General features: G+C 67.3%; 24 protein-coding genes. 5 read left to right on the top strand and 19 right to left on the bottom strand.

From position 1 onward, the window contains the following. Positions 1-20: 20 nt before the first annotated feature. Both FHU38_RS06190 and FHU38_RS06185 read right to left on the bottom strand, forming a co-directional pair. Entirely contained in the window at positions 21-308 is a 288-nt protein-coding gene (locus tag FHU38_RS06190; protein WP_167167518.1) for a hypothetical protein, read from the bottom strand. Between the two features lie 27 nt (positions 309-335). Further along, a complete protein-coding gene (locus FHU38_RS06185) occupies positions 336-1469 on the bottom strand; it encodes an alkaline phosphatase family protein (RefSeq protein ID WP_167167515.1) in 1134 nt (377 codons plus the stop codon). A gap of 56 nt (positions 1470-1525) precedes the next feature. Between FHU38_RS06185 and FHU38_RS06180 the strand changes: the two genes are divergently transcribed. Beyond that, entirely contained in the window at positions 1526-1729 is a 204-nt protein-coding gene (locus FHU38_RS06180; protein WP_167167512.1) for an FmdB family zinc ribbon protein, read from the top strand. A gap of 11 nt (positions 1730-1740) precedes the next feature. On the opposite strand, the gene FHU38_RS06175 is transcribed toward FHU38_RS06180, so the two are convergent. The 9 genes from FHU38_RS06175 to nucS form a co-directional block, all read right to left on the bottom strand. Continuing rightward, positions 1741-3519 carry a 3-hydroxyacyl-CoA dehydrogenase family protein gene (locus FHU38_RS06175; protein ID WP_167167509.1) on the bottom strand — a complete coding sequence of 593 codons (1779 nt, stop codon included), beginning with the start codon at positions 3517-3519 and terminating at the stop codon, positions 1741-1743. A 100-nt stretch (positions 3520-3619) separates the two neighbouring features. Next, positions 3620-4600 (bottom strand): hypothetical protein, encoded by a 981-nt coding sequence (locus FHU38_RS06170; protein WP_167167506.1) that lies wholly within the window; start codon positions 4598-4600, stop codon positions 3620-3622. After that, on the bottom strand, positions 4600-5286 hold the full coding sequence (gene dhaM, locus FHU38_RS06165) for a dihydroxyacetone kinase phosphoryl donor subunit DhaM (protein WP_167167502.1): 687 nt from the start codon (positions 5284-5286) through the stop codon (positions 4600-4602). The genes FHU38_RS06170 and dhaM overlap by 1 nt, the downstream gene beginning before the upstream one ends. Continuing rightward, positions 5283-5906, bottom strand: a complete 624-nt coding sequence (gene dhaL / locus FHU38_RS06160; RefSeq protein WP_167167499.1) for a dihydroxyacetone kinase subunit DhaL — start codon at positions 5904-5906, stop codon at positions 5283-5285. The genes dhaM and dhaL overlap by 4 nt, the downstream gene beginning before the upstream one ends. Next, entirely contained in the window at positions 5906-6904 is a 999-nt protein-coding gene (gene dhaK / locus FHU38_RS06155) for a dihydroxyacetone kinase subunit DhaK (protein WP_167175618.1), read from the bottom strand. The genes dhaL and dhaK overlap by 1 nt, the downstream gene beginning before the upstream one ends. Before the next feature lie 85 nt (positions 6905-6989). Then, positions 6990-7967: a DUF3558 family protein gene (locus FHU38_RS06150; RefSeq protein WP_167167496.1), complete on the bottom strand. Its 978-nt coding sequence runs from the start codon at positions 7965-7967 to the stop codon at positions 6990-6992. A 51-nt stretch (positions 7968-8018) separates the two neighbouring features. Next, entirely contained in the window at positions 8019-8294 is a 276-nt protein-coding gene (locus FHU38_RS06145) for a hypothetical protein (protein WP_167167493.1), read from the bottom strand. 9 nt (positions 8295-8303) lie between these two features. Continuing rightward, the gene (locus FHU38_RS06140) at positions 8304-10004 is read right to left on the bottom strand and encodes a sodium:solute symporter family protein (RefSeq protein ID WP_167167490.1); all 1701 of its coding nucleotides are present in this window, start codon (positions 10002-10004) and stop codon (positions 8304-8306) included. A gap of 258 nt (positions 10005-10262) precedes the next feature. Further along, on the bottom strand, positions 10263-10922 hold the full coding sequence (nucS, locus tag FHU38_RS06135) for an endonuclease NucS (protein WP_167167487.1): 660 nt from the start codon (positions 10920-10922) through the stop codon (positions 10263-10265). 93 nt (positions 10923-11015) lie between these two features. On the opposite strand from nucS, the gene FHU38_RS06130 reads away from it, so the two are divergent. Together FHU38_RS06130 and ehuD (FHU38_RS06125) are read left to right on the top strand one after the other, a co-directional pair. Continuing rightward, positions 11016-11735, top strand: a complete 720-nt coding sequence (locus FHU38_RS06130) for an amino acid ABC transporter permease (protein ID WP_167167484.1) — start codon at positions 11016-11018, stop codon at positions 11733-11735. Further along, entirely contained in the window at positions 11732-12388 is a 657-nt protein-coding gene (ehuD, locus tag FHU38_RS06125) for an ectoine/hydroxyectoine ABC transporter permease subunit EhuD (RefSeq protein ID WP_167167481.1), read from the top strand. Before FHU38_RS06130 ends, ehuD (FHU38_RS06125) begins: the two co-directional genes overlap by 4 nt. A gap of 55 nt (positions 12389-12443) precedes the next feature. Here ehuD (FHU38_RS06125) and ehuB (FHU38_RS06120) read toward each other — a convergent pair whose 3' ends face one another. Then, positions 12444-13346: an ectoine/hydroxyectoine ABC transporter substrate-binding protein EhuB gene (gene ehuB, locus FHU38_RS06120; protein ID WP_167167478.1), complete on the bottom strand. Its 903-nt coding sequence runs from the start codon at positions 13344-13346 to the stop codon at positions 12444-12446. 74 nt (positions 13347-13420) lie between these two features. On the opposite strand from ehuB (FHU38_RS06120), the gene FHU38_RS06115 reads away from it, so the two are divergent. Then, on the top strand, positions 13421-13960 hold the full coding sequence (locus tag FHU38_RS06115) for an NUDIX domain-containing protein (protein WP_167167474.1): 540 nt from the start codon (positions 13421-13423) through the stop codon (positions 13958-13960). Positions 13961-14010: 50 nt separating this feature from the next. Here FHU38_RS06115 and FHU38_RS06110 read toward each other — a convergent pair whose 3' ends face one another. The 6 genes from FHU38_RS06110 to FHU38_RS06085 all read right to left on the bottom strand — a co-directional run bounded on the left by FHU38_RS06110 (position 14011) and on the right by FHU38_RS06085 (position 20134). Next, positions 14011-14784: an enoyl-CoA hydratase-related protein gene (locus FHU38_RS06110; protein WP_167167471.1), complete on the bottom strand. Its 774-nt coding sequence runs from the start codon at positions 14782-14784 to the stop codon at positions 14011-14013. Between the two features lie 74 nt (positions 14785-14858). Beyond that, on the bottom strand, positions 14859-15623 hold the full coding sequence (ehuA, locus tag FHU38_RS06105) for an ectoine/hydroxyectoine ABC transporter ATP-binding protein EhuA (protein ID WP_167175614.1): 765 nt from the start codon (positions 15621-15623) through the stop codon (positions 14859-14861). 19 nt (positions 15624-15642) lie between these two features. Beyond that, positions 15643-16299 carry an ectoine/hydroxyectoine ABC transporter permease subunit EhuD gene (gene ehuD / locus FHU38_RS06100; protein WP_167167468.1) on the bottom strand — a complete coding sequence of 219 codons (657 nt, stop codon included), beginning with the start codon at positions 16297-16299 and terminating at the stop codon, positions 15643-15645. Continuing rightward, a complete protein-coding gene (gene ehuC, locus FHU38_RS06095; RefSeq protein ID WP_167167465.1) occupies positions 16296-17012 on the bottom strand; it encodes an ectoine/hydroxyectoine ABC transporter permease subunit EhuC in 717 nt (238 codons plus the stop codon). Before ehuC ends, ehuD (FHU38_RS06100) begins: the two co-directional genes overlap by 4 nt. Before the next feature lie 12 nt (positions 17013-17024). Next, positions 17025-17921, bottom strand: a complete 897-nt coding sequence (gene ehuB, locus FHU38_RS06090) for an ectoine/hydroxyectoine ABC transporter substrate-binding protein EhuB (protein WP_167167462.1) — start codon at positions 17919-17921, stop codon at positions 17025-17027. A gap of 188 nt (positions 17922-18109) precedes the next feature. Beyond that, entirely contained in the window at positions 18110-20134 is a 2025-nt protein-coding gene (locus FHU38_RS06085; RefSeq protein ID WP_167167459.1) for a protein meaA, read from the bottom strand. Between the two features lie 220 nt (positions 20135-20354). Here FHU38_RS06085 and FHU38_RS06080 point away from each other — a divergent pair, with 220 nt between their 5' ends. After that, positions 20355-20978, top strand: coding sequence for a LysE family translocator (locus tag FHU38_RS06080; protein WP_167167456.1), 624 nt, complete (start codon positions 20355-20357; stop codon positions 20976-20978). A gap of 8 nt (positions 20979-20986) precedes the next feature. Here the strand turns inward: FHU38_RS06080 and murA are convergent, their stop codons facing one another. Further along, positions 20987-22279, bottom strand: coding sequence for a UDP-N-acetylglucosamine 1-carboxyvinyltransferase (murA, locus tag FHU38_RS06075; protein WP_167167453.1), 1293 nt, complete (start codon positions 22277-22279; stop codon positions 20987-20989). Positions 22280-22394 lie beyond the last annotated feature (115 nt).

Genomic DNA, 22394 nt, shown 5'->3' with positions numbered 1-22394 from the left:
ACTCGCGGGCGGGAACGGGGTCAGTGGCGCCGGGTGGGTTTCCTGCGGTCCCTGGCCTGCCAACACGCGCGGTGCCAGTGGCGGCGATCGGACACCGAACCGGCCTCTCCCGCGGGCCAGACCACGACATGCGGCATTCCGGGCCGGATCTCGTGGTCACAGCCGGGGCACCGGTAGAACTTGGTGGCCCGCGCCCCGGGCACCGTGCGCACGAGCCAGTCACCATCGGGCCCGGACTGCGGCTGCGCCCAGCCGACCGACTCCGCCTGTAGCGGCCGGTCGCGGCGAGCGCGGTTGCGTCGAGGCATGCGCCCACGGTAACGCGGCGGGCCCGCTCAGTTGTGAGCGAGGACGAGCGGCACCAACTGCTCGGCCGCCGTGAAGGAGCCGTGCTGGCCAAGCAGCGCGGACTCCGTCGGCTCGGCGCCTCGCCGCACCACCCCTGACCGCCCACGTGCCGCCACGACGATGTCGCCGATCCGGGGCAGCACATGGTCGGCCACGGTGTCGCCGAACCAGCCTTCCTCGACGGCCTGTTCCCGCCGCACCACCCAGGCTCGCGAACCAAGCGTCTCCCGCCACGCGGCGAGAACGTCGGCTGTCGCGCCCTCCTGGGTGTACACATGCCTCGCCCTGACCTCACCGGCCAGTGCCCGCACGCCTGCTCGTAGCGCGGGTTCGGTGTCGGCGTCCACCACCGTGTCGTCGAGCCGCACCATGCCGTGATCGGCGACCACGGCCAGCAGCGCACCAGCAGGCAGGTCCTCCACGATGGACTCCACCAGCCGGTCAACCTGGCGCAACTGCATGCGCCACGGCAGCGAACCGGGACCGTGCAGGTGTCCCAGCAGGTCGATCTCGCTGTGGTAGCCGTAGCAGAACGCTCCCGGCCTGCCCAGCGCGGTGAGCGTCGCCGCTGCCAGGTCGCCGAGCGCGTGCACCCCGACGAAGTCCCCACCGTTGAGCACGGCTCGGGTCAGCGGTGTGCCCTCGAACTGGCCGGAGGACACCACGCTGACGTCCAGTCCGGCAGCGCAGGCACGGGCGAACGTCGTGGGCAGCGGCTGCACCCGCTGCACCGGGAGGGTGTCGCTGAGGTCCGGTCCCCGCGGATGCAGCCGCCACCGCAGCGAGTTCAGCACCCCGACCTCTGGCAGTTCGAAGGTGTAGCCGACCATCCCGTGCTGTCCGGATTGTGTACCCGTGCCGATCGCCGCGAGCCCGGCGACCGTCGTAGCCGGGTAGCCCGCCCGCAGCGGCCGCTTGCGCAGGCCGCTGAGCACGGGGGCGTCAGTGGCGTGCTCGGTGAGCAGTTCGAGGCCGAGCCCGTCGATCAGCAGCACGCAGGCACTGGTGACGTCGGGCAGTTCCAGCGTGTTCTCGAAGTCGCCGATACCGAGGCTCGCCAGCAGCGAGGGCACCACCTCGGCCAGATGTGGCGTAGCGCGGTCGATCGGCGGTAGCTCCACGCGGCCAAGCCTCTCATTGCTTCACCCGGTTCGCGGTGTGAGGGGATAATGGCCGCATGCCGACCTACGCCTACCGCTGCCGGGAGTGCGCCGAGTCCTTCGAACTCAACAGGCCGATGAGCGAGTCGGGCGCCCCCGCGAAGTGCCCGGAAGGGCACGAGAACACCGTCAAGCTGCTCACCACCGTGGCGCTCACCGGTTCGGCGAGCGCGCAGGCGCCCTCAGGTGGGTGCTGTGGGGGCGCGTGCGGCTGCGGCTGACCTGCGCGGGCTCAGGTGTAGTCGCGAAAGCCCTTTCCGGTCTTCCTGCCGAGGCGGCCGGCCGTCACAAGGTGTTCCAGCAGCGGTGCCGGTGCGAACCCCGCCTCGCGGAACTCGTTGAACAGCGTCCGCTGGATGGCAAGTGACACGTCGAGCCCCACCACGTCCAGCAGTTCGAACGGTCCCATCGGCAGCCCGCAGCCGACCTTCATGGCGGTGTCGATGTCGTCGGCGTCGGCGTAGTGGGCCTCGAGCATTTTCACGGCGTCGCCGAGGTAGGGGAACAGCAACGCGTTGACGATGAACCCCGCCCGGTCACCGCAGTGCACCGGGTGCTTGCCGATCGCCTCGCAGACGGCGTGCGCGGTCGCGGCGACATCGGGCGCGGTCGCGATCGTGCTCACCACCTCCACCAGGCGCATCACCGGTGCGGGATTGAAGAAGTGCATCCCGACGACATCGCCCTGGCGTGAGGTGGCCGCCGCGCACTCGATGACCGGCAACGAGGAGGTCGTCGTGGCCAGCACCGCGCCAGGTTTGGCGACCTTGTCCAGCGCGGCGAACACGGCCTGTTTCACCGGCAGTTCCTCCGCGACGGCCTCCACGATCAGGTCGGCGTCGGCCAGATCGGCGAAGTCGACGACCGCGCGGATTCGCGCCAGCGCTGCCTCGGCGTCGGCGCCTGTCATCCTGCCCTTGGCCACCGACCGGTCGAGTGAGCCGCGCACGCGCGCCAGCGCGGCCTCGCCCTTCTCGCCGGTGCGGGCGCGCAGCACCACGTCGTAGCCGCGCTTGGCGAAGACCTCCACGATTCCGGTCGCCATGGTGCCGGTGCCCACGACGCCGACCTTCGACACCTCACGTGCCTCGCCGCTGTCCGTTGCGGACCGGAGCGGGGTTTCGGCGTCTGCGACCACGGTGGGTGAGTCGGGAGCGTCGTAGCTGTAGAAACCGCGCCCACTCTTCCTGCCGAGCAGCCCGGCGGTAATCATTTGTTTCAGCAGCGGGGCAGGCGCGTGCAGTTTGTCCCTGGACTGGCGATACATCGTGTCGAGGATCTCGTACGCGGTGTCGAGCCCGATCAGGTCGAGTAGCGCGAGTGGGCCCATCGGGTAGCCGCAACCGAGCCGCATGGCGGCGTCAAGGTCCTCTCTGGTGGCGTAACGCTGCTCGTACATCCGAACCGCGTGGTTGAGGTAGCCGAACAGCAGGGCGTTGGCGATGAACCCGGCCCGGTCGCCGATCACCACCGGGGTCTTGCCGAGCGCCTTCCCGAACTCCACGACGTCGGTGACGACGTCGGGTTCGGTGACCACCGTGCGCACCACTTCGATCAGTTTGAGCACTGGGGCCGGGTTGAAGAAGTGCATCCCGACGACCTTGCCGGGGCGCCGGGTGTGCACGCCGATCTCGGTGACCGACAGCGACGAGGTGTTGGACGCCAGCACGGTCTCCGGCCGGGTGATCTCATCCAGCCTGCGGAAGATCTCGGCCTTGAGCTCCAGGTTCTCCGGCACCGCCTCGATCACCAGGTCGGCGTCGGCCAGGTCGGCCATCGTGGTGGTGTAACGGATGCGGGCCAGCAGTTCGGTGCGGGCGGCTTCGTCGAGCTTGCCCTTGGCGGCGGCCCTGGCTGTGGAGTGCTCGATGTGCCCACGCCCTCGCGCGGCCGCGTGGTCGTCCACCTCGACGGCCACGACCGTGACGCCGCTGCGTGCGAGCACTTCGGCGATGCCGGACCCCATCGTGCCGAGACCGACGACGCCTACGACCGAGAACTCACGTGCCACGCCAACCTCCGCTGGTTACTCAGGAGTAATCAGTTCGATAGTCGCACGAACGGAGGTATCTGGCAGCGCCGTCGGGCAACCGAATCGAATCAGTGGGCCCTCACGGGGCCGCCGGGAGCTTCGGCCACGCTGCCCCCGCGAGCTCGCGTCCGGTACTACACGGGTCCTTACCCGTGTCGGCGGGATGCAGCACGCGCACCACCGCGAGTTCTCGCTCGTCCTCCACCGCATCGGCGAACGGCGCGTGCTCGGTGAACAGGGTGCACACCCGCACGGTCTGGGTCTCGGTCAGCTCGACCAGCGTTCGCCTGCCGCCGATGTTCTCGACGCTGCCTGCCGAGGGGTCGAGCGGCTTGCCCACCACCAGATCCAACTGGGCGTTGGAGTGTTCCCCGCCCGCTACTCCCCAGGTGCACTGGTGTTCAGCCGGATAGAGAGTGACATCGGCCGTTGATGCCTCCACCCTCGCCGCGACGTCTGGGGCCGCGAGCAGCGCACACGCCGACAACCGCGCGAACGAGTTCGCCGGTGGGTTCCAGTGGCGAACCTGCCCCGAGCTCATGGTTTGGTGAATTCCCTCCGCACCCGCGCGCGCGATGCCGCATACCGTCCCAAAGTCCAGTTCGGACTCGCTGAGCTGCGCGTCCGCGACGACCGAGACCGCGATGTTGTCTTCGAGCAGTAGGTGCGATTCGCACGGCAGGTCGCCATCGGCTGACGTCCGCACCACGCGTGTGCGGCCGGGTAGCGCCGCGACCGTCCGCCCGCCCTCCGGCAGGGCTGCGGCCGGTCGCAGCATGCCGAGGTAGACCACAACGTTCTCGCTGCCCACGGTGACGGCGAACCTGCACTCGTCGAACGACTCACGCGCCAGTTGGTGTGCCGCGCCATAGGCGGCGAAAGTGCCGGGTGCGGGCAGCCCGCACGGGTCAAGCGTTCGCAGATCGCCCAATGCCGACGAGTTGAGTGGCTGACCGGCCTCCCGCACACCGACCGCCTCGCCGACGACCGGGTGGTCGCATGCGGCGAGCACGGCCAGCAGCAGGGGCAGCGCGAGCAATGTCCCCCAGCGGATTCTCATCAGGACTCCGCGAAGTCCCGCTCGACGAGCGCACGGACACGGCCGACGGCTTCGGCCGCCTGCGGCCCGCTCGCCTCCACCTCGATGCGGTCGCCCTTGCGGGCACCCAGCGACATGAGTGCGAGCACGCTGTGCCCGTCGGCCTCGTCGTCACCGAGATGAACCCGCACGACCGCGTCCATTCCCGCGATCGCCCGCACCAGCAGCGCCGCGGGCCGGGCGTGCAGGCCGATCTCGTTGGTCAGCGTCAACTCGGCGCGTACCGCTTCACCCGCCGCCTGCTCACGCTCGGCCCGTTCGGCGGCAGTGCCCGCACCCGCCGCCTCCATGGCCGCCCTCGCCACCCCTTCGCGGTCCGCACCGCCCTGCGCGGCGACTGCGGCGGCGACTGCACCCTCAACCAGCGGCGCGTCCACCACTACGGCGGAGGAGGGATCGGGCAGCGACTCCACCACCAACTCGGCGGTGAGCTGCGCGCTGCCGAGGTCGTAGAGCAACACCACCCCGGCGCCTGCGTCCGCGCTGTTCACGGCCTGCAGCACCACCTCGTAGTCGGTGCCGATGCCACCCTCACTGAGCCCGCCAGCGGCGAGCACCCTGACATCGGGCGCCATCTGCACGGCCAGTTCCACAACGCCCTCAGAAAGCTTCGCACTGTGCGAAACCGCGACCAGCCCGACCCTCATCGAGCCGCGTCCGCGAACGCACGCAGCAACAGTGCGGTGGAGCGGGCACCGGGATCGAGATGCCCGATACTGCGCTCGCCGAGGTAGGAGGCCCTGCCCTTGCGGGCCACGAGTGGCACGGTGGATTGCGCTCCCTCGTCGGCGGCGTCGGCAGCCGCGGCGAGCTGGGCCGCGATCCCCTCGCCCTTGGCCGCCTCCGCGGCCTCGACGGCGGGACTGAGCGCGTCGACCATGGTGGCGTCACCGACCTCCGCCCTACCTCGTGCCACCACCCCTTCGAGCCCGGCCCGCAACGCGGTCACCAACCCTTCGGAATCCAACCGCGACTCTTGCCCCAGCGAGGTGGCCGCGCGCAGGAACGCCGTTCCGTACAGCGGTCCGGCGGCGCCACCGACCTTGGAGATGAGCGTGGTCGCCACCACCTTCAACAATCCGGCCGGTGTCGTCGGAGCCGTCGTGTCCAGTGTGGCGAGTACGGCGGTGAACCCCCTGTTCATGTTCTCGCCGTGGTCGGCGTCCCCGATCGGACGGTCCAAATCGGTCAGTTCAACGCGATGCCGTGCGATGACGTCGGCGGCCGCGCGGATGGCCTCGGCGACGTCGGACGCTTCACAGCTCATCACTTTCCCCAGCGCAGCGCCGGTGTGCTGACCGGAGCGTCCCACAGCGAGGCCAGTTCCTCGTCCAGCCGTAACAGGGTCAGGCTGATGCCCTGCATCTCCAGGCTCGTGATGTAGGGGCCGACCAGCCTGCGGGTGACCCGGATACCGCGATCGGCGAGCAGTCGTTCCGCGATGCCATGGGCGAGGTACAGCTCCAACAGCGGCGTACCGCCCATCGAATTGGTGAAAAGCAGCACCTCGTCACCGCTGGCGAAGGGCAGGTCGTCGACGACGGCGGACAGCATGCGCTCCACCAGCGCGTCGGCAGGCTCGGCCGGGATGCGCTCGCGTCCTGGCTCACCGTGGATACCGATACCGAACTCGATCTCGTCGGGGCCGAGGTCGAAGCTCGGCTCGCCTACGTGTGGCACGGTGGGTGCCGACAGCGCGACACCGATCGAACGCACCTGCCCGATCACCTTTCGCGCCACGGCCTCCACGTCGTCGAGCGAGTCGCCGCGTTCGGAGGCGGCACCCGCGATCTTCTCCAGCAACACGGTGCCGCCGACGCCGCGCCTTCCCGCCGTGAACGTGGAGTCGGCCACGGCGACGTCATCGTCGATCACGACACTGCGCACGTCGAGCCCTTCCGCTGCCGCGAGTTCGGCAGCGGTTTCGAAGTTCAGCACGTCGCCGGTGTAGTTCTTAACGATCAGCAGCGCGCCCTTGCTTCCCGTCGACGCCGAGATCGCGGCCTGCACCCCGTCAGGGGTCGGAGAGGTGAACACGGCACCGGGCACGGCGGCGTGCAGCATTCCGTGGCCCACGAAGCCGCCGTGCAGCGGCTCGTGTCCGGAGCCACCCCCCGAGATCACCGCGACGCCGGGTGCGGGCGCGTCGGCGCGCACGACGAAGGCCGGGTCGTATTCCACTCTCAGCAGGTCGGAATGAGCGGCGGCCAGGCCCCTCAACGATTCGGTAACCACCGCCGCTGGATCGTTGATGATCTTCTTCACGAGCACCTCCGGCCACGATGTGGGGTTCGTCTCCAACCTAGCGCCTGAGGCGCTCTCTCGCGCGATGCTTCGCCGACATCGCGCGTCATCGCGACGGCAGGGCCGCGACCACCGACTTGGCGAACTCGGTCGCCGCTACGCAGGCGTCGTCCTTGGTGGTGTCCTCGCCGTAGCCGTAGTAGGAAACCGACACGATCTCGTCGCTTCCTTCGGCCACGGCCCGATGCCGCCAGGACACGTCGCACTCCGCGGTGTCGGTGGCGCCGGGTTCTCTCACCGCGGTGACGCCGCCGATGTCGATCTTCGTGCCGTCCGCTGGGTCAGGCGGGTAACCGGTGCGGAAGCGCACGTGAACCGTGGAGCTCCCGGACTGGAACTGGCACGCGTGCAGTCCAGCCGCCTGCCGTGTCGCCTCCTCGCCCAGCACATCGGTCACCGTTGCGGTGGGCACGCTCTCGCAGGGCTCCACCGGCAGCAGCGATCCCGGCTCCGCCGAGTAGGTTGGTGGGTCCGCGCGAAGGGACCGAACCACCGCGCCGAGCACCGCGATGCCCTGGCCACAGGGTTCACCGCCGGCGTACTGCACCTGCAGGCCGACCCCCATGCTTGGCCCGCGTGAGGTCACCGCCGTCACGAAACACGTCTCGTCGTCGGTCCTGTTCTCCACGAGGGGCAACCCCTCCACGGCAGCGGTGGCCTGTTCCGCCACGACCAGCGACTCGCCGAGTTGCAGCGACAGCACCAGGGTCTTGCCTCCCGCATCACGCACCTCGGTCCGGCAAGCACCCCACTCCAGTTCGGTCGGCTCCACAACGCGCTCGAAGTCGGCAACCGGCTCCGCCGACAGCAAGGCGCACGGATTCACCATCCGCAGCGCCGACGCGGACACCGCAGGGTCGGTGATCGGACCGGTCGGCACGTCGCCTTCCCCGCTGCCAGGCTCAGCGGGCACCGTGGTGCGCTCGAAGTTCGACCTCGACAGATCCTCACCCGCGCAGCCGCCCAGCAGGCCGGCCAGCGCCGCCGCGAGCAGGGCCGCGAGGGCGGGAACACGACTCAACACGGCAGGAACGTTATCCCCATCGCGTGAGTGGCGTGCGAAGAACCCGGCAGACTAGCCGTTGCGCTCCTCGCCGGTCGCAGTGTCGGTTTCGGCGGGTACCGCGATGGGCCGCAACCTGGCCCATGCGACGAATGCCGAGGCGAACGCCAGCATGCCGATGCCCGCCCACAGGTTGATGTTGACGCCTGCGGCCTTGGTGATGTCCGCCTCGGTCGTGAAGCCGGTTCCCAGCACGGTGAGCACCGCGCCGTAGACCCCCATGAGCAGCGCGATGACCAGCCTTACGTCGAAAACCCCCGCGCCACGCGAGCGTTTCCCGTTCGCCATTCACACCTCCTAGAAGATGATGTTCAACACGACGGTGATCGCCAGCGCGATTCCGGCCAGCAGCCCCGGCCTGCGGTACCAGCCTGCGTCCTCACCCGTGGTGGAGTGCCGCAGCGATTCCTTGGGCGTCAGCGAGTAGACCAGACCGACAAGTTGTGCCTGCGGTTTCGGCCGGGAGACGTAGGTGACCGCCACGCTCACGGCGATGTCCACCACGAACGCCGCACCCGCACCGACGAACGCGGCCCCCTGCCCGGGCAGGTCCCACGCCCCGGTCTCGGCCAACAGGAACACCGAAACCGCGGCGGCGGTTCCGGTGACCAGCCCCGCCCAACCCGCGGTCGGCGTCATGCGCTTCCAGAACATGCCGAGGATGAACGTGGCGAACAGCGGCGCGTTGAAAAAGGAGAACAGCTGCTGCAGGTAGTCCATCAGGTTGCTGTAGGTGGAAGCGATGAACGCGGTGCCGATCGCCAAGACGGTTGCCGCCGCGGTGACCACGCGGCCGATTCCCAGGTAGTACTCGTCCTCCCTGTCCTTGCGCAGGTATGCCTGCCAGATGTCGTAGGTGAACACCGTGTTGAACGAGCTCAGGTTGGCCGCCATGCCTGCCATGAACGAAGCGAGCAGACCCGCGATGGCGATTCCGAGCATGCCGTTGGGCAGCAGGTCACGCATCAGCAGCAGCAGGGCGTCGTTGAACGTGGCGCCGCTGTCGGCCGCCTGCCCGCGCATCAGCGCGGCCTTGTTCTCGCCAAGCAGTTCGGTGACGGTGACGCCCGCGATCATTCCGGGAACGATCACGATGAACGGCATGAGCAACTTCGGGAACGCGCCGATGATGGGGGTTCGCCGGGCGGCGGACATGCTCTTGGACGCCATGGCTCGCTGCACCTCGACGAAGTTCGTGGTCCAGTAGCCGAACGACAGCACGAACCCGAGCCCGAAGACCAGGCCGAGCACGGAGAGGAAGTTACTGGTGAAGCCGGTGAGTTGGCTGCCCGGCCAGGCGTTCAGTTGCTGTGAACCGCCGGGGCCCTCGGAAATCGCCTCGGCGAGGCCCTGCCAGCCGCCGACCTTGTAGAGGCCGACGATGGTCAGCGGCAGCAGTGCCGCCACGATGACGAAGAACTGCAGCACCTCGTTGTAGATCGCGGCCGATAGCCCACCGAGGGCCGTGTATGTCAGCACGATCGCCGCGGCGAGCAGGATCGACACCCAGATCGGCCAGCCAAGCAGCAGGTTCACCACGCTCGCGAGCAGGAAGAGGTTGGCACCGGCGATGAGGATCTGGGCCAGCGCGAAGCTGATGCCGTTGACGAGGTGAGCGGGCTTGCCGAACCGTCGCAGCATGAACTCCGGCACGCTGCGCACCTTCGAGCCGTAGTAGAACGGCATCATCACGATGCCAAGGAACAGCATCGCGGGCACCGCGCCGATCCAGAAGTAGTGCGCCGTCGGCATCCCGTACTGCGCGCCGTTGGCGGACATGCCCATGACCTCGATCGCTCCGAGGTTGGCCGCGATGAATGCGAGCCCGGTGACCCAGGCGGGCAGCGAGCGGCCGGACAGGAAGAAGTCGAGGCTCGTCGACACCTGCCTGCGGGAAAGGTAGCCGATGCCTAGCACGAGCAGGAAGTAGAACCCGAGCAGCGCATAGTCCACCGCGTTCGCGTCGAGCCGCAGGTTCGCCTCGGCGAGAACGTGCACGAACCCCACCTCCACCAATCAACAGCAGTCAACAACAAACACCAGAATTAACCCGGAGGCGCACACTACCGCACGATTTCGCCAAGGTGAACAGCTCGCGGGTGAATCACTGTCCGAGCGTGGGTGGATGTGGCCAACAACACCGAACGGGACACGGCACGGCGGACCCGCGAGATCAGAGGGTGGCAGGAGCGAGGATGAGAGCAGGACCGGGCGAACGGGACGTCCGGCACGGCCGTCCGGAGGCCGGAGGAAGAATCAGAAGAGCCTGAACTCGTCAGGCTCGATGCCGCGCAGCGCGTCGTAGTCGAGCGTCACGCAGCGGATGCCGCGATCCTCGGCGAGGGTGCGGGCCTGCGGTTTGATCAATTGGGCAGCGAACACTCCCTGCACCGGCGAGAGCAGCGGATCACGGTTGAGCAGTTCCAGGTACCTTGTCAACTGCTCGACGCCGTCGATCTCGCCCCTGCGTTTGATCTCGACGGCCACGGCGGCGCCCTCGCCGTCGCGGGCGAGGATGTCGACAGGCCCGATGGCGGTCGGGTACTCCCTACGGACGAGCGTGTAACCGTCGCCGAGCGTGGTGATGTGCTCGGCGAGCAACTCCTGCAGGTGCGCCTCCACACCGTCCTTCACAAGCCCCGGTTCAGCTCCCAGGTCATGGTCGATCGCGTCGAGCACCCGGTCGATGGTGATGACCAGCTTCTCCCCCGACTTGTTCTGCACGATCCAGAGGTTGCCGTCCTCGATCAGCCAGCACGGCGGGCTCATCCAGTTCAGCGGCTTGTAGGCGCGGTCGTCGGAGTGCACCGACACCGAGCCGTCGGCCTTCACGAGCAGCAGCCGGGTGGCCATGGGCAGGTGGGCCGTCAAGCGTCCCGCGTAGTCCACCTGACACCGAGCGATCACTAAGCGCACGAAGCAGAGATTAGGGGACGGCACAACTCGGCTGCTCGGCACCTTGGGGGGTCCCCCGTTAGTGTCATCACGACCCCGACGAGAGGTATCCGAGTGAACGACACACCAACACTGTTCGACTGGACGGGCAACCTCGTCAGCGGGCTTGGCGTGACACTACTCATCACGGCTTTGGGGACCGCTCTCATGCTCGTCGTCTCCATCGTCCTCGGCCTGCTCGCGCGCTCGCAACGATTACCGGTGCGAGGTATGGCGAGAACGATCATCGAGTTCTTCAGAGGCACCTCGCTTCCGATCCAGCTGTGGTGGCTGTTCTTCGCGTTGCCGCTGCTCGGCATCAAATTCGACGCCGTGTTCGTCGGCGTACTCGCGTTCGGCCTGAACTACGGCGCATACGGAGCGGAGGTGGTACGCGGCTCGATCAACTCGGTCCCGCGCACCCAGTGGGAGGCCGCGATCGCGTTGAACCTGTCGCCCTGGCAACGCATGACCCGCGTGATCTGGCCACAGGCGATCGCGCTGATGATCCCGTCGATGAACAACCTGTTCATCCAGTTGCTCAAGAGCACGCCGCTGCTCTACACGATCTCGCTGGTGGATCTGATGACGATGGGAGAGTCGTTCCGGTTCGCCGGCGGCAACGAGACCGTGATGTACCTGGCGCTGATGGTGATCTACTTCATCCTCGCCTACGCGGTGACCTTCCTTTCCAACATGGCCGAAATCGTGGCCAAGTCCAAGTTGGGCAGGCACGAAGGGCTGCGCAGTGTCTTCCGACCACGCAAGCCCGTTCCCTCGGAGGTGGCGCCGTGAACTGGGACTGGGACTACGCGCTGCGGTCGCTTCCCGTGCTGCTCGAGCACTTCGCGAAGTACACATTGGTCGCGACGGTGCTGGGTACGGCACTCGCCGCGGTGCTCGGACTCGTGTTCGCCGTCATCAGGCGGCTACGTGTTCCGGTACTGGCACAGCTGACAACGGCGTTCATCGAGTTCATCCGCAGCACGCCGTTGCTGATCCAACTGTTCTTCCTGTTCTTCGCGCTGCCGAGCATGGGCGTCACGCTTTCCCCGATGACCGCGGGCGTGATCGGCCTTGGCGTGCACTACGCGTGCTACTGCGCCGATGTCTACCGTGCCGGTATCGAGTCCGTCCCGGTCGGGCAGTGGGAGGCGAGCGTGGCGCTGCAGCTTCCCGAGCATGCCACGTGGACGAAGGTGATCCTGCCGCAGGCGATCCGCAACGTACTGCCCGCGCTGGGCAACTACGCGATCGCGATGTTCAAGGAAACACCCTTTCTCGCGCTGATCACGGTGCCGGAGCTGCTGCGCACGGCTAGGACTCTCGGCAGCGACACCTACGAGTACCTCGAACCGTTGACACTGGCCGGGTTGATCTTCCTGGCCGCCAGTTACCCGACGGCATTGCTGCTTCGCCGGGTGGAGCGCCGGATGCACGCCCACTGAAGCGGCTGGGGTGTCGGCAAACGCCATGACCTCGCCGACACCCCGCCTCGTGGCCTCAGCCCTCGGTGGCGCAGAGTTCCTCCGTGGTGGCCTCCCTTGCCGCCTTGGCCTGGAAGCCCCACTTGTCCAGAATCTGCTCGAACTCCTCCGTCTGCTTGAACTTCTTCAGTTCGGCGTCGAATTTGGCGTGGAAGTCGGCGTCGGACTTGCGGAACGCCGCGCCCGCACCGGTCTTGGGGAACGCGTCGAGCGGCGGGGTGATCTCGAAATCGCCGCCCTGCTGCTCCTTCAACGCCTCCAGGCTCAACGTCGGCAGCAGGATGGCGTCCACGCGCTTGTCCCGCATGCCCTGCAGGGCGTCAGGGGCCCTGGGGTAGGTGGGCAGTTTCGCCTCGTCGACGCCGAGCGACTTCGCGGTCTTCAACTCGAAGCTGCCTGCGAGTACGGCCACGGTGACGTCCTTGTTCTTCAGGTCGTCGACGGTGGTGAGACCCTTCGGGTTGCCCTTGGGCACCGCGAACGACTCCGTGGACACGATGTCGGGCGATGCGTAGAGCACCTGGGCACAACGGGTCTTGTTCATGAACAACCCCGCCGTGACGATGTCCCATCTGTCGGCGTTCAGGCCGGGAATCATCGAGTCGTAGTCGGTCTGCACACCCTGGACATTGGTGATCCCCATCCGCTTCAGCACGGCCTTGGTCACGTCGGGCGAGGCTCCGGTGAGCTCACCATTGGCTTCCAGCTTCGTGTATGGCGGCTCGTTGGCGACGGCGAGCCGCAACGGCTGGCCGGAGTCGACGCGCTGCTGCAGGCCCGCCCCACCTTCCGGCTGTCCGGTTTCGGGGTCGGTCGTTTGGCACGCGGCGAGCAGCGACCCACCCCCGACAGCGGCCAGTCCCACGGCCGAGTACCGAAGCAGGGCCCGGCGAGAGAAGGCGTTCCTCTGATCTGACACGAAATACTCCGTTTCAGCAGACGGCAGTTCGGGAGACCCTAACCCAATCGAGTGGCTCAGGCAGAATCGTCGGCATGGAAACGCTCGACTCGCGAGAGGTCTACACGAACAACTGGATGACGGTTCGCGAGGACGCCATCCGCCGTCCCGACGGCTCGAACGGGATCTACGGGGTGGTGGACAAACCGGACTATGCGCTGGTCATACCGCTTGCGGGCGACCGGCTCCAGCTCGTCGAGCAGTTCCGTTACCCGATTGGCATCCGGCGCTGGGAATTCCCGCAGGGCACCGCTCCCGAACGCGCCGAGGCGACTCCTGCCGAACTCGCCGCACGGGAGCTGCGTGAGGAGACCGGGTTGTCGGCGGGCAGTCTGGTGCCGATCGGGCTCCTCGACGTCGCCCCTGGTCTTTCCAGTCAGCGAGGCAGGGTGTTTCTCGCCACGGAACTCGCGCAGGGCACACCGCAACGCGAGCACGAGGAGCAGGACATGCGTACCGGCTGGTTCACGAGGCAACAGTTCGAGCGCATGGTCGCCCTTGGCGAGATCACCGACGCGCAATCCATCGCCGCCTACACACTGTTGCTGTTGTGGGAGCGGCGCGAGCACCGCTGAGGAGTTCCGGAGCGCAGAACTCGCGGGCAGGAACGGGGGACTCGCGGGTGTCAGTCGGGCCAGTTGGGCTTGCGCTTCTCCAGGAACGCCGCCATGCCCTCGCGTGCGCCGGGCAGTTGCGATGCCGAGGCCATCACCTCGACGGCGATGTCGTATGCGTCCTGTTCGGGCCGGTCGAGCTGGGCGTACAACGTCTGCTTGCCCAGCGCCTTGGCGGCACGGCTGCCTCGGGTGGCACGGCCGAGCAGCTCGGCGACGGCCGCATCCAGGTCGGCGTCGGGCACAACGCGGTTCACAAGGCCCCACTCCAGCGCGGTCGCCGCGTCGATCGCGTCCCCGGTGAGAGCCAGCTCCATCAGCCGCTTGCGCCCGACCGCGCGGGCGACGGGCACGGCAGGGGTGTGGCAGAACCAGCCGCCCTTGCCGCCCGGCAACGCGAACCCCGCCGACTCGGCCGCCACGGCGAGGTCACACGAAGCAACCAGCTGGCAGCCCGCGGCCGTGGCCAGGCCGTGTACCCGGGCGATCACCACCTGCGGAACCGACTGGATCGCGCCCATCACGTCGGTGCACAGCCGCAGCAACTGCCGTACCCCCATGAGGTCGCGCGACGCCACGTCGGCGAAGTCGTGACCTGCCGAGAACACCGGACCCGCCCCGGCCAGCACGATGCCGGTGGCGTCGCTTTCTCCCACCTCCCGGAAGGCGGCGAGCAGTTCGCCGAGGTGCTCCTCCGAAAGAGAATTGCGCCGGGCGGCCCGGTTCATCGTGATGGTGACGGTGTCGCCGTCCCGCTTGAGAAGAACGTGCTCGTACTCGCCCATGCCCAGACGTTAGCCCGCGGTGGGGGGCCCGCGGAAGCCTCCCACGGCCTTCGACCGCCGTGGGAGGCGCGCCATCACGCTCTGTCGAGCACCGCGTGCAGGAACGACCTGGTGCGCTCGTGGTCGGGGTTGGTGAACAGCTTGCCCGGTGGGGCGTCCTCGATGACCTGGCCCTCGTCGAACATCATCACGCGGTCGGACACGTCCTGGGCGAACTGCATCTCGTGCGTGACGCACAGGAACGTGATGTCGGTGGTGCTCGCGATCTCCTTCAGCACCCCGAGCACACCTGCGACGAGTTCCGGGTCCAGCGCGGAGGTGACCTCGTCCAGCAGCAACACCTCCGGCCGCATCGCCAGCGCCCTGGCGATCGCGACCCGCTGCTGCTGGCCGCCGGAGAGCTGCATGGGGTGGGCATCGATCTTGTCGCTGAGCCCGACCATCTCCAGCAGTTCCTTGGCCCTCACCTCGGCCTCGTCCCTGGAAAGGCCGAGTGACCTGATCGGCGCCTCCGTGAGGTTGCGAAGCACGTTCATGTTCGGGAACAGGTTGAACTGCTGAAACACCATCCCGATCCGCTTGCGAACCTTGCGCAGGTGCTTCTCGTCGGCTGGCACCAACTTGCCCTTGCGCTCCATGTGGGTCAGGTACTCCTCACCCACCTGGATCGTGCCGCCGTTGACCCGTTCCAGGGTCATCAGCAGCCGCAGGATCGTTGTCTTGCCCGAGCCGCTCGGGCCGATCAGGGTCACGAACTCGCCCGGTTTGACCGTGAAGCTCAGTTCACGGAGCACCACGTGGTCGCCGAACTTCTTGACCACGTGATCGAACCGGATCATCACATCGTTGACTGGTGGGCTAGGCGGTTCCGACACGGCGCTCCAACTTTCTGACCAAGATCGAGGCAGGATAGCTCACGGCAAGGAAGAACAGGCCCGCCAGTGTGATCGGTTCGGTGAAGCTGAACCTCTCGCCACCGAACTCCTTCGCCTCGTTGAGCACGTCCAGCACACCGATCGCAAGCAACAACGGTGTTTCCTTGAACATCGAGATCGTGTAGTTGCCCAGCGCGGGCAACACCCTGCGCACGGCCTGCGGCAGGATGACGTCCAGCCAGGTGCGGCCCCTCGGCAGGTTCAGCGCCTTGGCCGCCTCCCACTGGCCCTTGGGGATCGCTTCGATGCCCGCCCGGTACACCTCGGACGCGTATGTGGAGTAGTGCACCCCCAGCGCCAGCACGCCGGTGAGGAACGGCGACCAGCGCACGTCCAGCGCGGACTGGAGCACGTAGAAGAAGACGAACACCTGGATCAGCAGCGGTGTGCTGCGGACGAACTCCACGAACAGGTACACGGCCTGACTCAACACCGGTATCCGGCTCTGCCGGATCAGCGCGAACACCAGTCCCAGCCCGTAGGCAAGCAGCGAACCGAGCACGGTCAACTCGAAGGTGACGACGATGCCGTCGAGCAGGTACGGCAGCGATTCGAAGGCGACGTCCCAGTCCCAGTTCATGAGGCGCCCCCAAGCTCGGCCGCGCTCAACGCGGTCTGCTTGCGCTTCGGCCTGCGACCCAACTTGCGGGCGCCAGCCCGTTCCAGCGCCCGCATGCCGAACGTGATGGCGATGGCGAGCAGCAGGTAGAACAGCAACTCGACCCCGTAGATGCCCAGCAGCTCGTTGTACGGCAACGCGGGCCGCAGCAACTCGCCTCGCTCGGTCATCTCACCGGCGGAGATGAAGTACAGCAGCGCCGTGCTCTTCAACAACTGGATGAACAGGTTGTTGAACGACGGCAGCGTCTCCACGACCGCCTGCGGCAGGATGACCCTCGCCATTCGCTGTAGTGGGCTGAGGTTCAAAGCGATGGCGCCCTCGTGCTGTTCCTTTGGTACGGACTGCACCGCACCACGCACGATCTCGGCACCGTAGGCCCCGTGGTTCAGCCCGAGCACCAGGATGCCCGCGAACAGTGGGACCAACTGGATGCCCACCAGCAGCGGAAGCACGAAGAAGATCCAGAACAACTGCACCACTTCGGACGTTCCGCGAAAGCCCTCCACATACACCCTGCTGATGAACCGCACCGTGCGGGACTTGGACAGCAGCGCCAGCCCGGCGGCGAACGACAGCACAATGGTGAGGAGTATGCCCCCGATCGTGGCACTGACCGTGATCGGCAGACCCTGCAGCACAGAGGAGAAGACCAACCCCAGATTGTCGAACACTGTGCTTCTCCGCTAGGCGCTGCAGAGTTCCTCCGTTGTCAGGTTGCCGGGTAGGTTCGCGTCGGTGAAGCCGAACGGCTCCGCCAGCCGCAGCCACTCGCCGTTCTCGTGCAGTCGGCGCAGTTGGTCGTCGAAGGTGGTGCGCAACGACTCGTCGGCCTCGCGGAACACGAAGCCACCCGCGGAAATTACCGGCTGACCGTTCTCGTCCTTGGCGTCGAAGCTTTCGGTGACCTCAACCCCCGCGTTCGGGTTCTGCTTGACGAGCCAGTTCAGCGAGATGTCGGTGAGTGCCGCACAGTACACCCGGCCATCGATGACCGAGCGCAGCATGCTGTCCTGAGTGTCCAGTGTCTGGATGTTGCCTTCCGGCACACCGGCCGCCTCGGCGTAGCCCTTCTCCACCGCGGCCGAGAGCACGGCGACACGTACGTTCTTCTCGGCGATGTCGGCGAAGTTGTTGACCTGCTGCGGGTTACCGCTCGGAACCAGCAGCGCAGTCTTGGCGGTGTAGTCCGGAATGGAGAACGCGGCCTGACCGCAGCGCTCCGGTGTGATGAACATGCCCGCCGAGACCACATCGAACTGGCCCGCGTTCAACGCGGGGATCAACTGGTCGAAGGTGACGACCTGGTTTTGCACCCCGTTGATGCCCATGTTCTTGAAGACGGCCCTCGCCACCTCGGGCGCCTCACCGGTCACCTTGCCGCTGGAGTCGGCGAAGCCGTACGGCGCCTCGTTGGCGATACCAATCCGAATGGAGCCCGCCTGACGGGCCTGCTCCAGTGTGTCACCATCCCCGCCGGTGCTCTGGCAGGCTGACAGCAGCGTTGGGCCACCGAGGGCCACCGCCCCCATCACGGCCGACCGCCGGAAGAAGTCCCGCCGCGTCCACTCACTGTGCGCCATGATCGCACCCCTTTTCGATTGACGTGTTCGTTGGCTCAGCCGAACAGTCGATAGCCGTCGGAAAGCCGTGGGAAGCCATAGTCACCGAACGTAGGCGGCACGGCCAGCCGGGTCAAAGGGAACGAAAAGAGTCTCGACCCGCCGTTACCAGAACGAGATCAACAACCGCTGTCTGCTATGGAAACACGTCATCGCGCGGGCAGTCCACGAGCTTCACGAACGACGGTGACGATCTCATCCATTATTTCGGTCAGTTCGTAATCCTTCGGCGTGAAGACCCGAGCAACCCCGCGTTCCCGCAGCGACACGGCGTCCTCGGCGGGAATGATGCCACCGACGATCACCGGGATGTCGCCGGCGCCCGCGGCAGCGAGACCGGAAACGACCTCGGGCACCACCTCCAAATGGGACCCCGAAAGCACGGAAAGCCCGACCACGTGCACGCCCTCCTGCACGGCGGCGGCGACGATCTGCTCCGGGGTGAGGCGGATGCCCTGATAGACCACTTCGAACCCGGCATCACGCGCCCGCACGGCGACCTGCTCGGCCCCGTTGGAGTGACCGTCGAGGCCAGGCTTGCCGACAAGGATGCGCAACCGCTCACCGAGTTCGTCGCCCGTGGCGCGCACGCGCTGCCGCACTCGATCGAGTTCCCCCACACCCTCGCTCGAGGTGACCGCACCGGCGACACCCGTCGGCGCCCGGTATTCCCCGAACACCTCACGCAAGGTGCCTGCCCACTCGCCCGTGGTAACGCCTGCCTTGGCGCAAGCCATCGTGGCCTCGAACAGGTTGGCCGAGGTACGCGCCACCGCGGCCAATTCGGCCAACGCCGCGCGCACCGCGTCCTCATCGCGTGTCTCCCGCCAGCGTCGCAGTGCCTCGACGGCCTGCTTCTCGGCTACCGGATCGGCGGTCTCGATGGCTTTCGCGCCCTCGGCCTGCAGTGGACTCGGCTCGGTTGACTCGAAGCGGTTCACACCGACCAGCACCTGCTCGCCCGACTCCACCCGGCGCCGGTACTCGGCGAGCGAGGTCACCAGCTGGGACTTCAGGTAGCCACTCTCGACGGCCGCGACCGCCCCACCCATCTCCTGCACGCGGGCGATCTCCTCCCGCGCGCCCGCGACGATCTCGTCCACCTTGGATTCCACGACCCGCGAGCCGTCGAACAGGTCCTCGTACTCCAGCAGATCGGTCTCGAACGCGAGCACCTGTTGCATCCGCAGTGCCCACTGCTGATCCCACGGCCTTGGCAGGCCGAGCGCCTCGTTCCACGCGGGCAACTGGATGGCTCGGGCGCGGGCGCCCCTCGACAGCGAGACGGCCAGCATCTCCAGCACGATGCGCTGGACGTTGTTCTCCGGCTGAGCCTCGGTGAGCCCCAGCGAGTTGACCTGCACCCCGTACCGCAGCCGCCTCGCCTTGGAATCGGTGACGCCGTAGCGGTCGCGGGTGATCTCGTCCCACAGCGACGCGAAGGCGCGCATCTTGCACATCTCCTCGACAAACCGCACCCCGGCGTTGACGAAGAAGGAGATCCGGCCGACCACGCGCGCCATGTCGGCCTCATCGACCTGACCCGAGTCACGAACGGCGTCGAGCACGGCGATGGCGGTGCTCAGCGCGTAGGCCACTTCCTGCGTGGGCGTCGCCCCCGCCTCCTGCAGGTGGTAGCTACAGATGTTGATCGGGTTCCAGCGCGGCAGGTTACGCACCGTCCACGCGATCACGTCGGTGGTCAATCGAAGGCTCGGCCCCGGCGGGAAGATGTACGTGCCTCGGGACAGGTATTCCTTGATGACGTCGTTCTGTGTCGTGCCCGCGAGCTTGCGCAGCACCCGCTCGGGATCGACTCCCTCCGCGCGGGCCTGCTCCTCAGCGACCGTCACGTAGAGCGCGAGCAGCCACATGGCGGGCGCGTTGATGGTCATGGAGGTGTTGGCCTCGGCGAGTGGTATCCCGTCGAAGAGCCTGCGCATGTCGCCGATGTGGGCGATCGGCACGCCGACCTTGCCGACCTCACCCCTGGACAGCTCGTGATCGGGGTCGTAGCCGGTCTGAGTGGGCAGGTCGAAGGCAACGGACAGGCCGGTCTGTCCCTTGGCGAGATTGCGGCGGTACAGCTCGTTCGAGGCCGCGGCGGAGGAATGCCCCGCATAGGTCCGCATCACCCATGGCCGGTCACGCTCGCGATCCGTCGGATAGGGCACGGCTACCTCCTCGTGGCGACCCATACAGCGTACTCGTCGGTAACTTCATGCGCACCGTGCGCAAGACCACTGCCCGCGAGTCCCCCGTTCCTGCCCGCGAGTTCTGCGCTCCCGCACGCGAGCCCCCCGTTCCTGCCCGCGAGTTCTGCGCTCCCGCACGCGCCACGACGTCGCGAAAACCACGAGCCCAGACGCCCACGACCGGATATCGTCCAAAGACGTGACATGGAGCGCGTACAGCAGCTACCTGGTCCTGGTGGTTCTCCTCGTACTCGCGCCCGGCCCGGACACGATCGTCACGCTGAAGAACTCCTTCGCGGGCGGATTCCGCGGCGGTCTGCTGGCTGCCTCCGGCATCGCCGCGGGCAATGTCGCACAGGGCACCGCGGTGGCGTTCGGGCTGGGGACGCTCATCGTCGGCTCGCAACCGGTGTTCCACGCCCTGCGCTGGCTCGGCGCGGCCTACCTGTGCTACCTCGGTGTGCAGGCACTGCGGACGGCATGGCGGGGCGACTACGCCGCCACCGACCAACTGGGCGCACACTCCAGCGGCTTCAGGCGCTGGCGGGAGGGCTTCCTGTCCAACGTCACCAACCCGAAGGTGCTCGCGATGTACCTCTCCGTGCTTCCGCAGTTTCTCGACCCCGCCACGGCCGGCGTCCTCGACGGGTTGCTGCTCGCCTACACCGTCGCCGTACTCGGCATGCTCTGGCTGTTGCTGCTCGTGCTGTTCGTCAACCGCACCCGGAACTGGCTGGCCAGTCGGCGGGTGCGCCGCTCGCTGGACGTAGCAACCGGCTCGACCCTCATCGGATTCGCGGGCGTCCTCGCCGCCGAGGGCTGACCGGCGCGCTATGCCTGCTCCGTACCGATAGCCCGCTCGGGATCGGTCGTCACCCGCTCGATGCGAGCACCCAAGCGGTTCAGGTTCTCCACGAAGTACGGGTAGCCCCGGTCGATGTGGAACACGTCCCATACCTCCGTAACGCCCTCGGCGCACAGACCGGCCAGCACCAACCCGGCCCCCGCACGAATGTCGGACGCCCACACCGGTGCGCTGGACAGCTTGTCCACCCCACGCACGACCGCGTGATGACCGTCGGTCCTCGCGTCGGCGCCGAGCCGGACCATTTCCTCGATGAAGCGAAACCGTGCCTCGTAGACGTTCTCGGTAATCATCGACGTACCCTCCGACACCGAAGAAAGCGCTACCGCGAACGGCTGCAAATCGGTGGCGAACCCCGGGTAGGGCAGGGTCACGAAATCCACGGCCTGCGGGCGGCCCTCCTGCACGACGCGGAAACCCTTCCCGTCGTAGGTGGTCACGTCGGCGCCCGCTAGCCGCAGCTTCTCCAGCACCAGGTCGAGGTGGTGGGGATCGACCCCGGTAACCGTGATGTCGCCACGCGTCATCGCGGCCGCGAACGCCCACGTCGCGCCGACGATCCGGTCGCCGATCACCCGGTGCTCCGTCGGGTGCAGCCGCTCGACCCCCTCGACTGTAAGCGTGGACGTTCCAGCGCCGTCGATCTTGGCGCCCATCTCGGTGAGCATCGTGCAGACGTCGATGATCTCCGGCTCGCGGGCGGCGTTGTCGATCACCGTGGTGCCCTTCGCCAGCACCGAAGCCATCAGGATGTTCTCGGTGGCGCCCACGCTGGGGAAGTCCAGCCAGATCTGCGAGCCACGCAGGCCGTCCGCCTCGGCGACCACACACCCGTGCTCGATGCTGCTTGTGGCACCCAGCTTGCGTAACCCGTTCTGATGCATGTCGAGCGGGCGGGAGCCGATCGCGTCGCCACCCGGCAGCGCCACGACGGCCTGCTTCAACCGGCCCACGAGCGGGCCGAGCACGCACACCGACGCGCGCAGCTTGCCCATCGCGGGCGAGTCGGCACGGTGCGACAGTTCCGAGGGCGTCGTGATTCTCGTTACGTCGCCGTCGAGTTCAACCTCGCAACCCACGCTGCGCAGTACGTCGGCCATGAGCGGGACGTCGAGGATCTGCGGGCAGTTGGTGATGGTCGTCGTGCCCTCCGCCAGGAGAGCCGCGGCCATCAGCTTGAGCACGCTGTTCTTGGCGCCGACAACCTCGACCTCGCCGACCAGACGTGCGCCGCCGTGCACGTCGAAGTGCTCACTCATGGTCGCCCATCATGCCGCCTTGCCCGGTGTGACCCGCGCCGGGGCATGGCTTGACACAACCTGGTCACAACGGTGGTCACAGGTGAAACGTTCGCGAGCCCGCGAACGATTGCGA

Source organism: Saccharomonospora amisosensis (genome assembly GCF_011761185.1).
GTDB classification, from domain to species: Bacteria; Actinomycetota; Actinomycetes; order Mycobacteriales; family Pseudonocardiaceae; genus Saccharomonospora_A; species Saccharomonospora_A amisosensis.
Note: the sequence above shows the minus strand (reverse complement) of the source record. Positions and strands in the feature narration are given on the sequence as shown.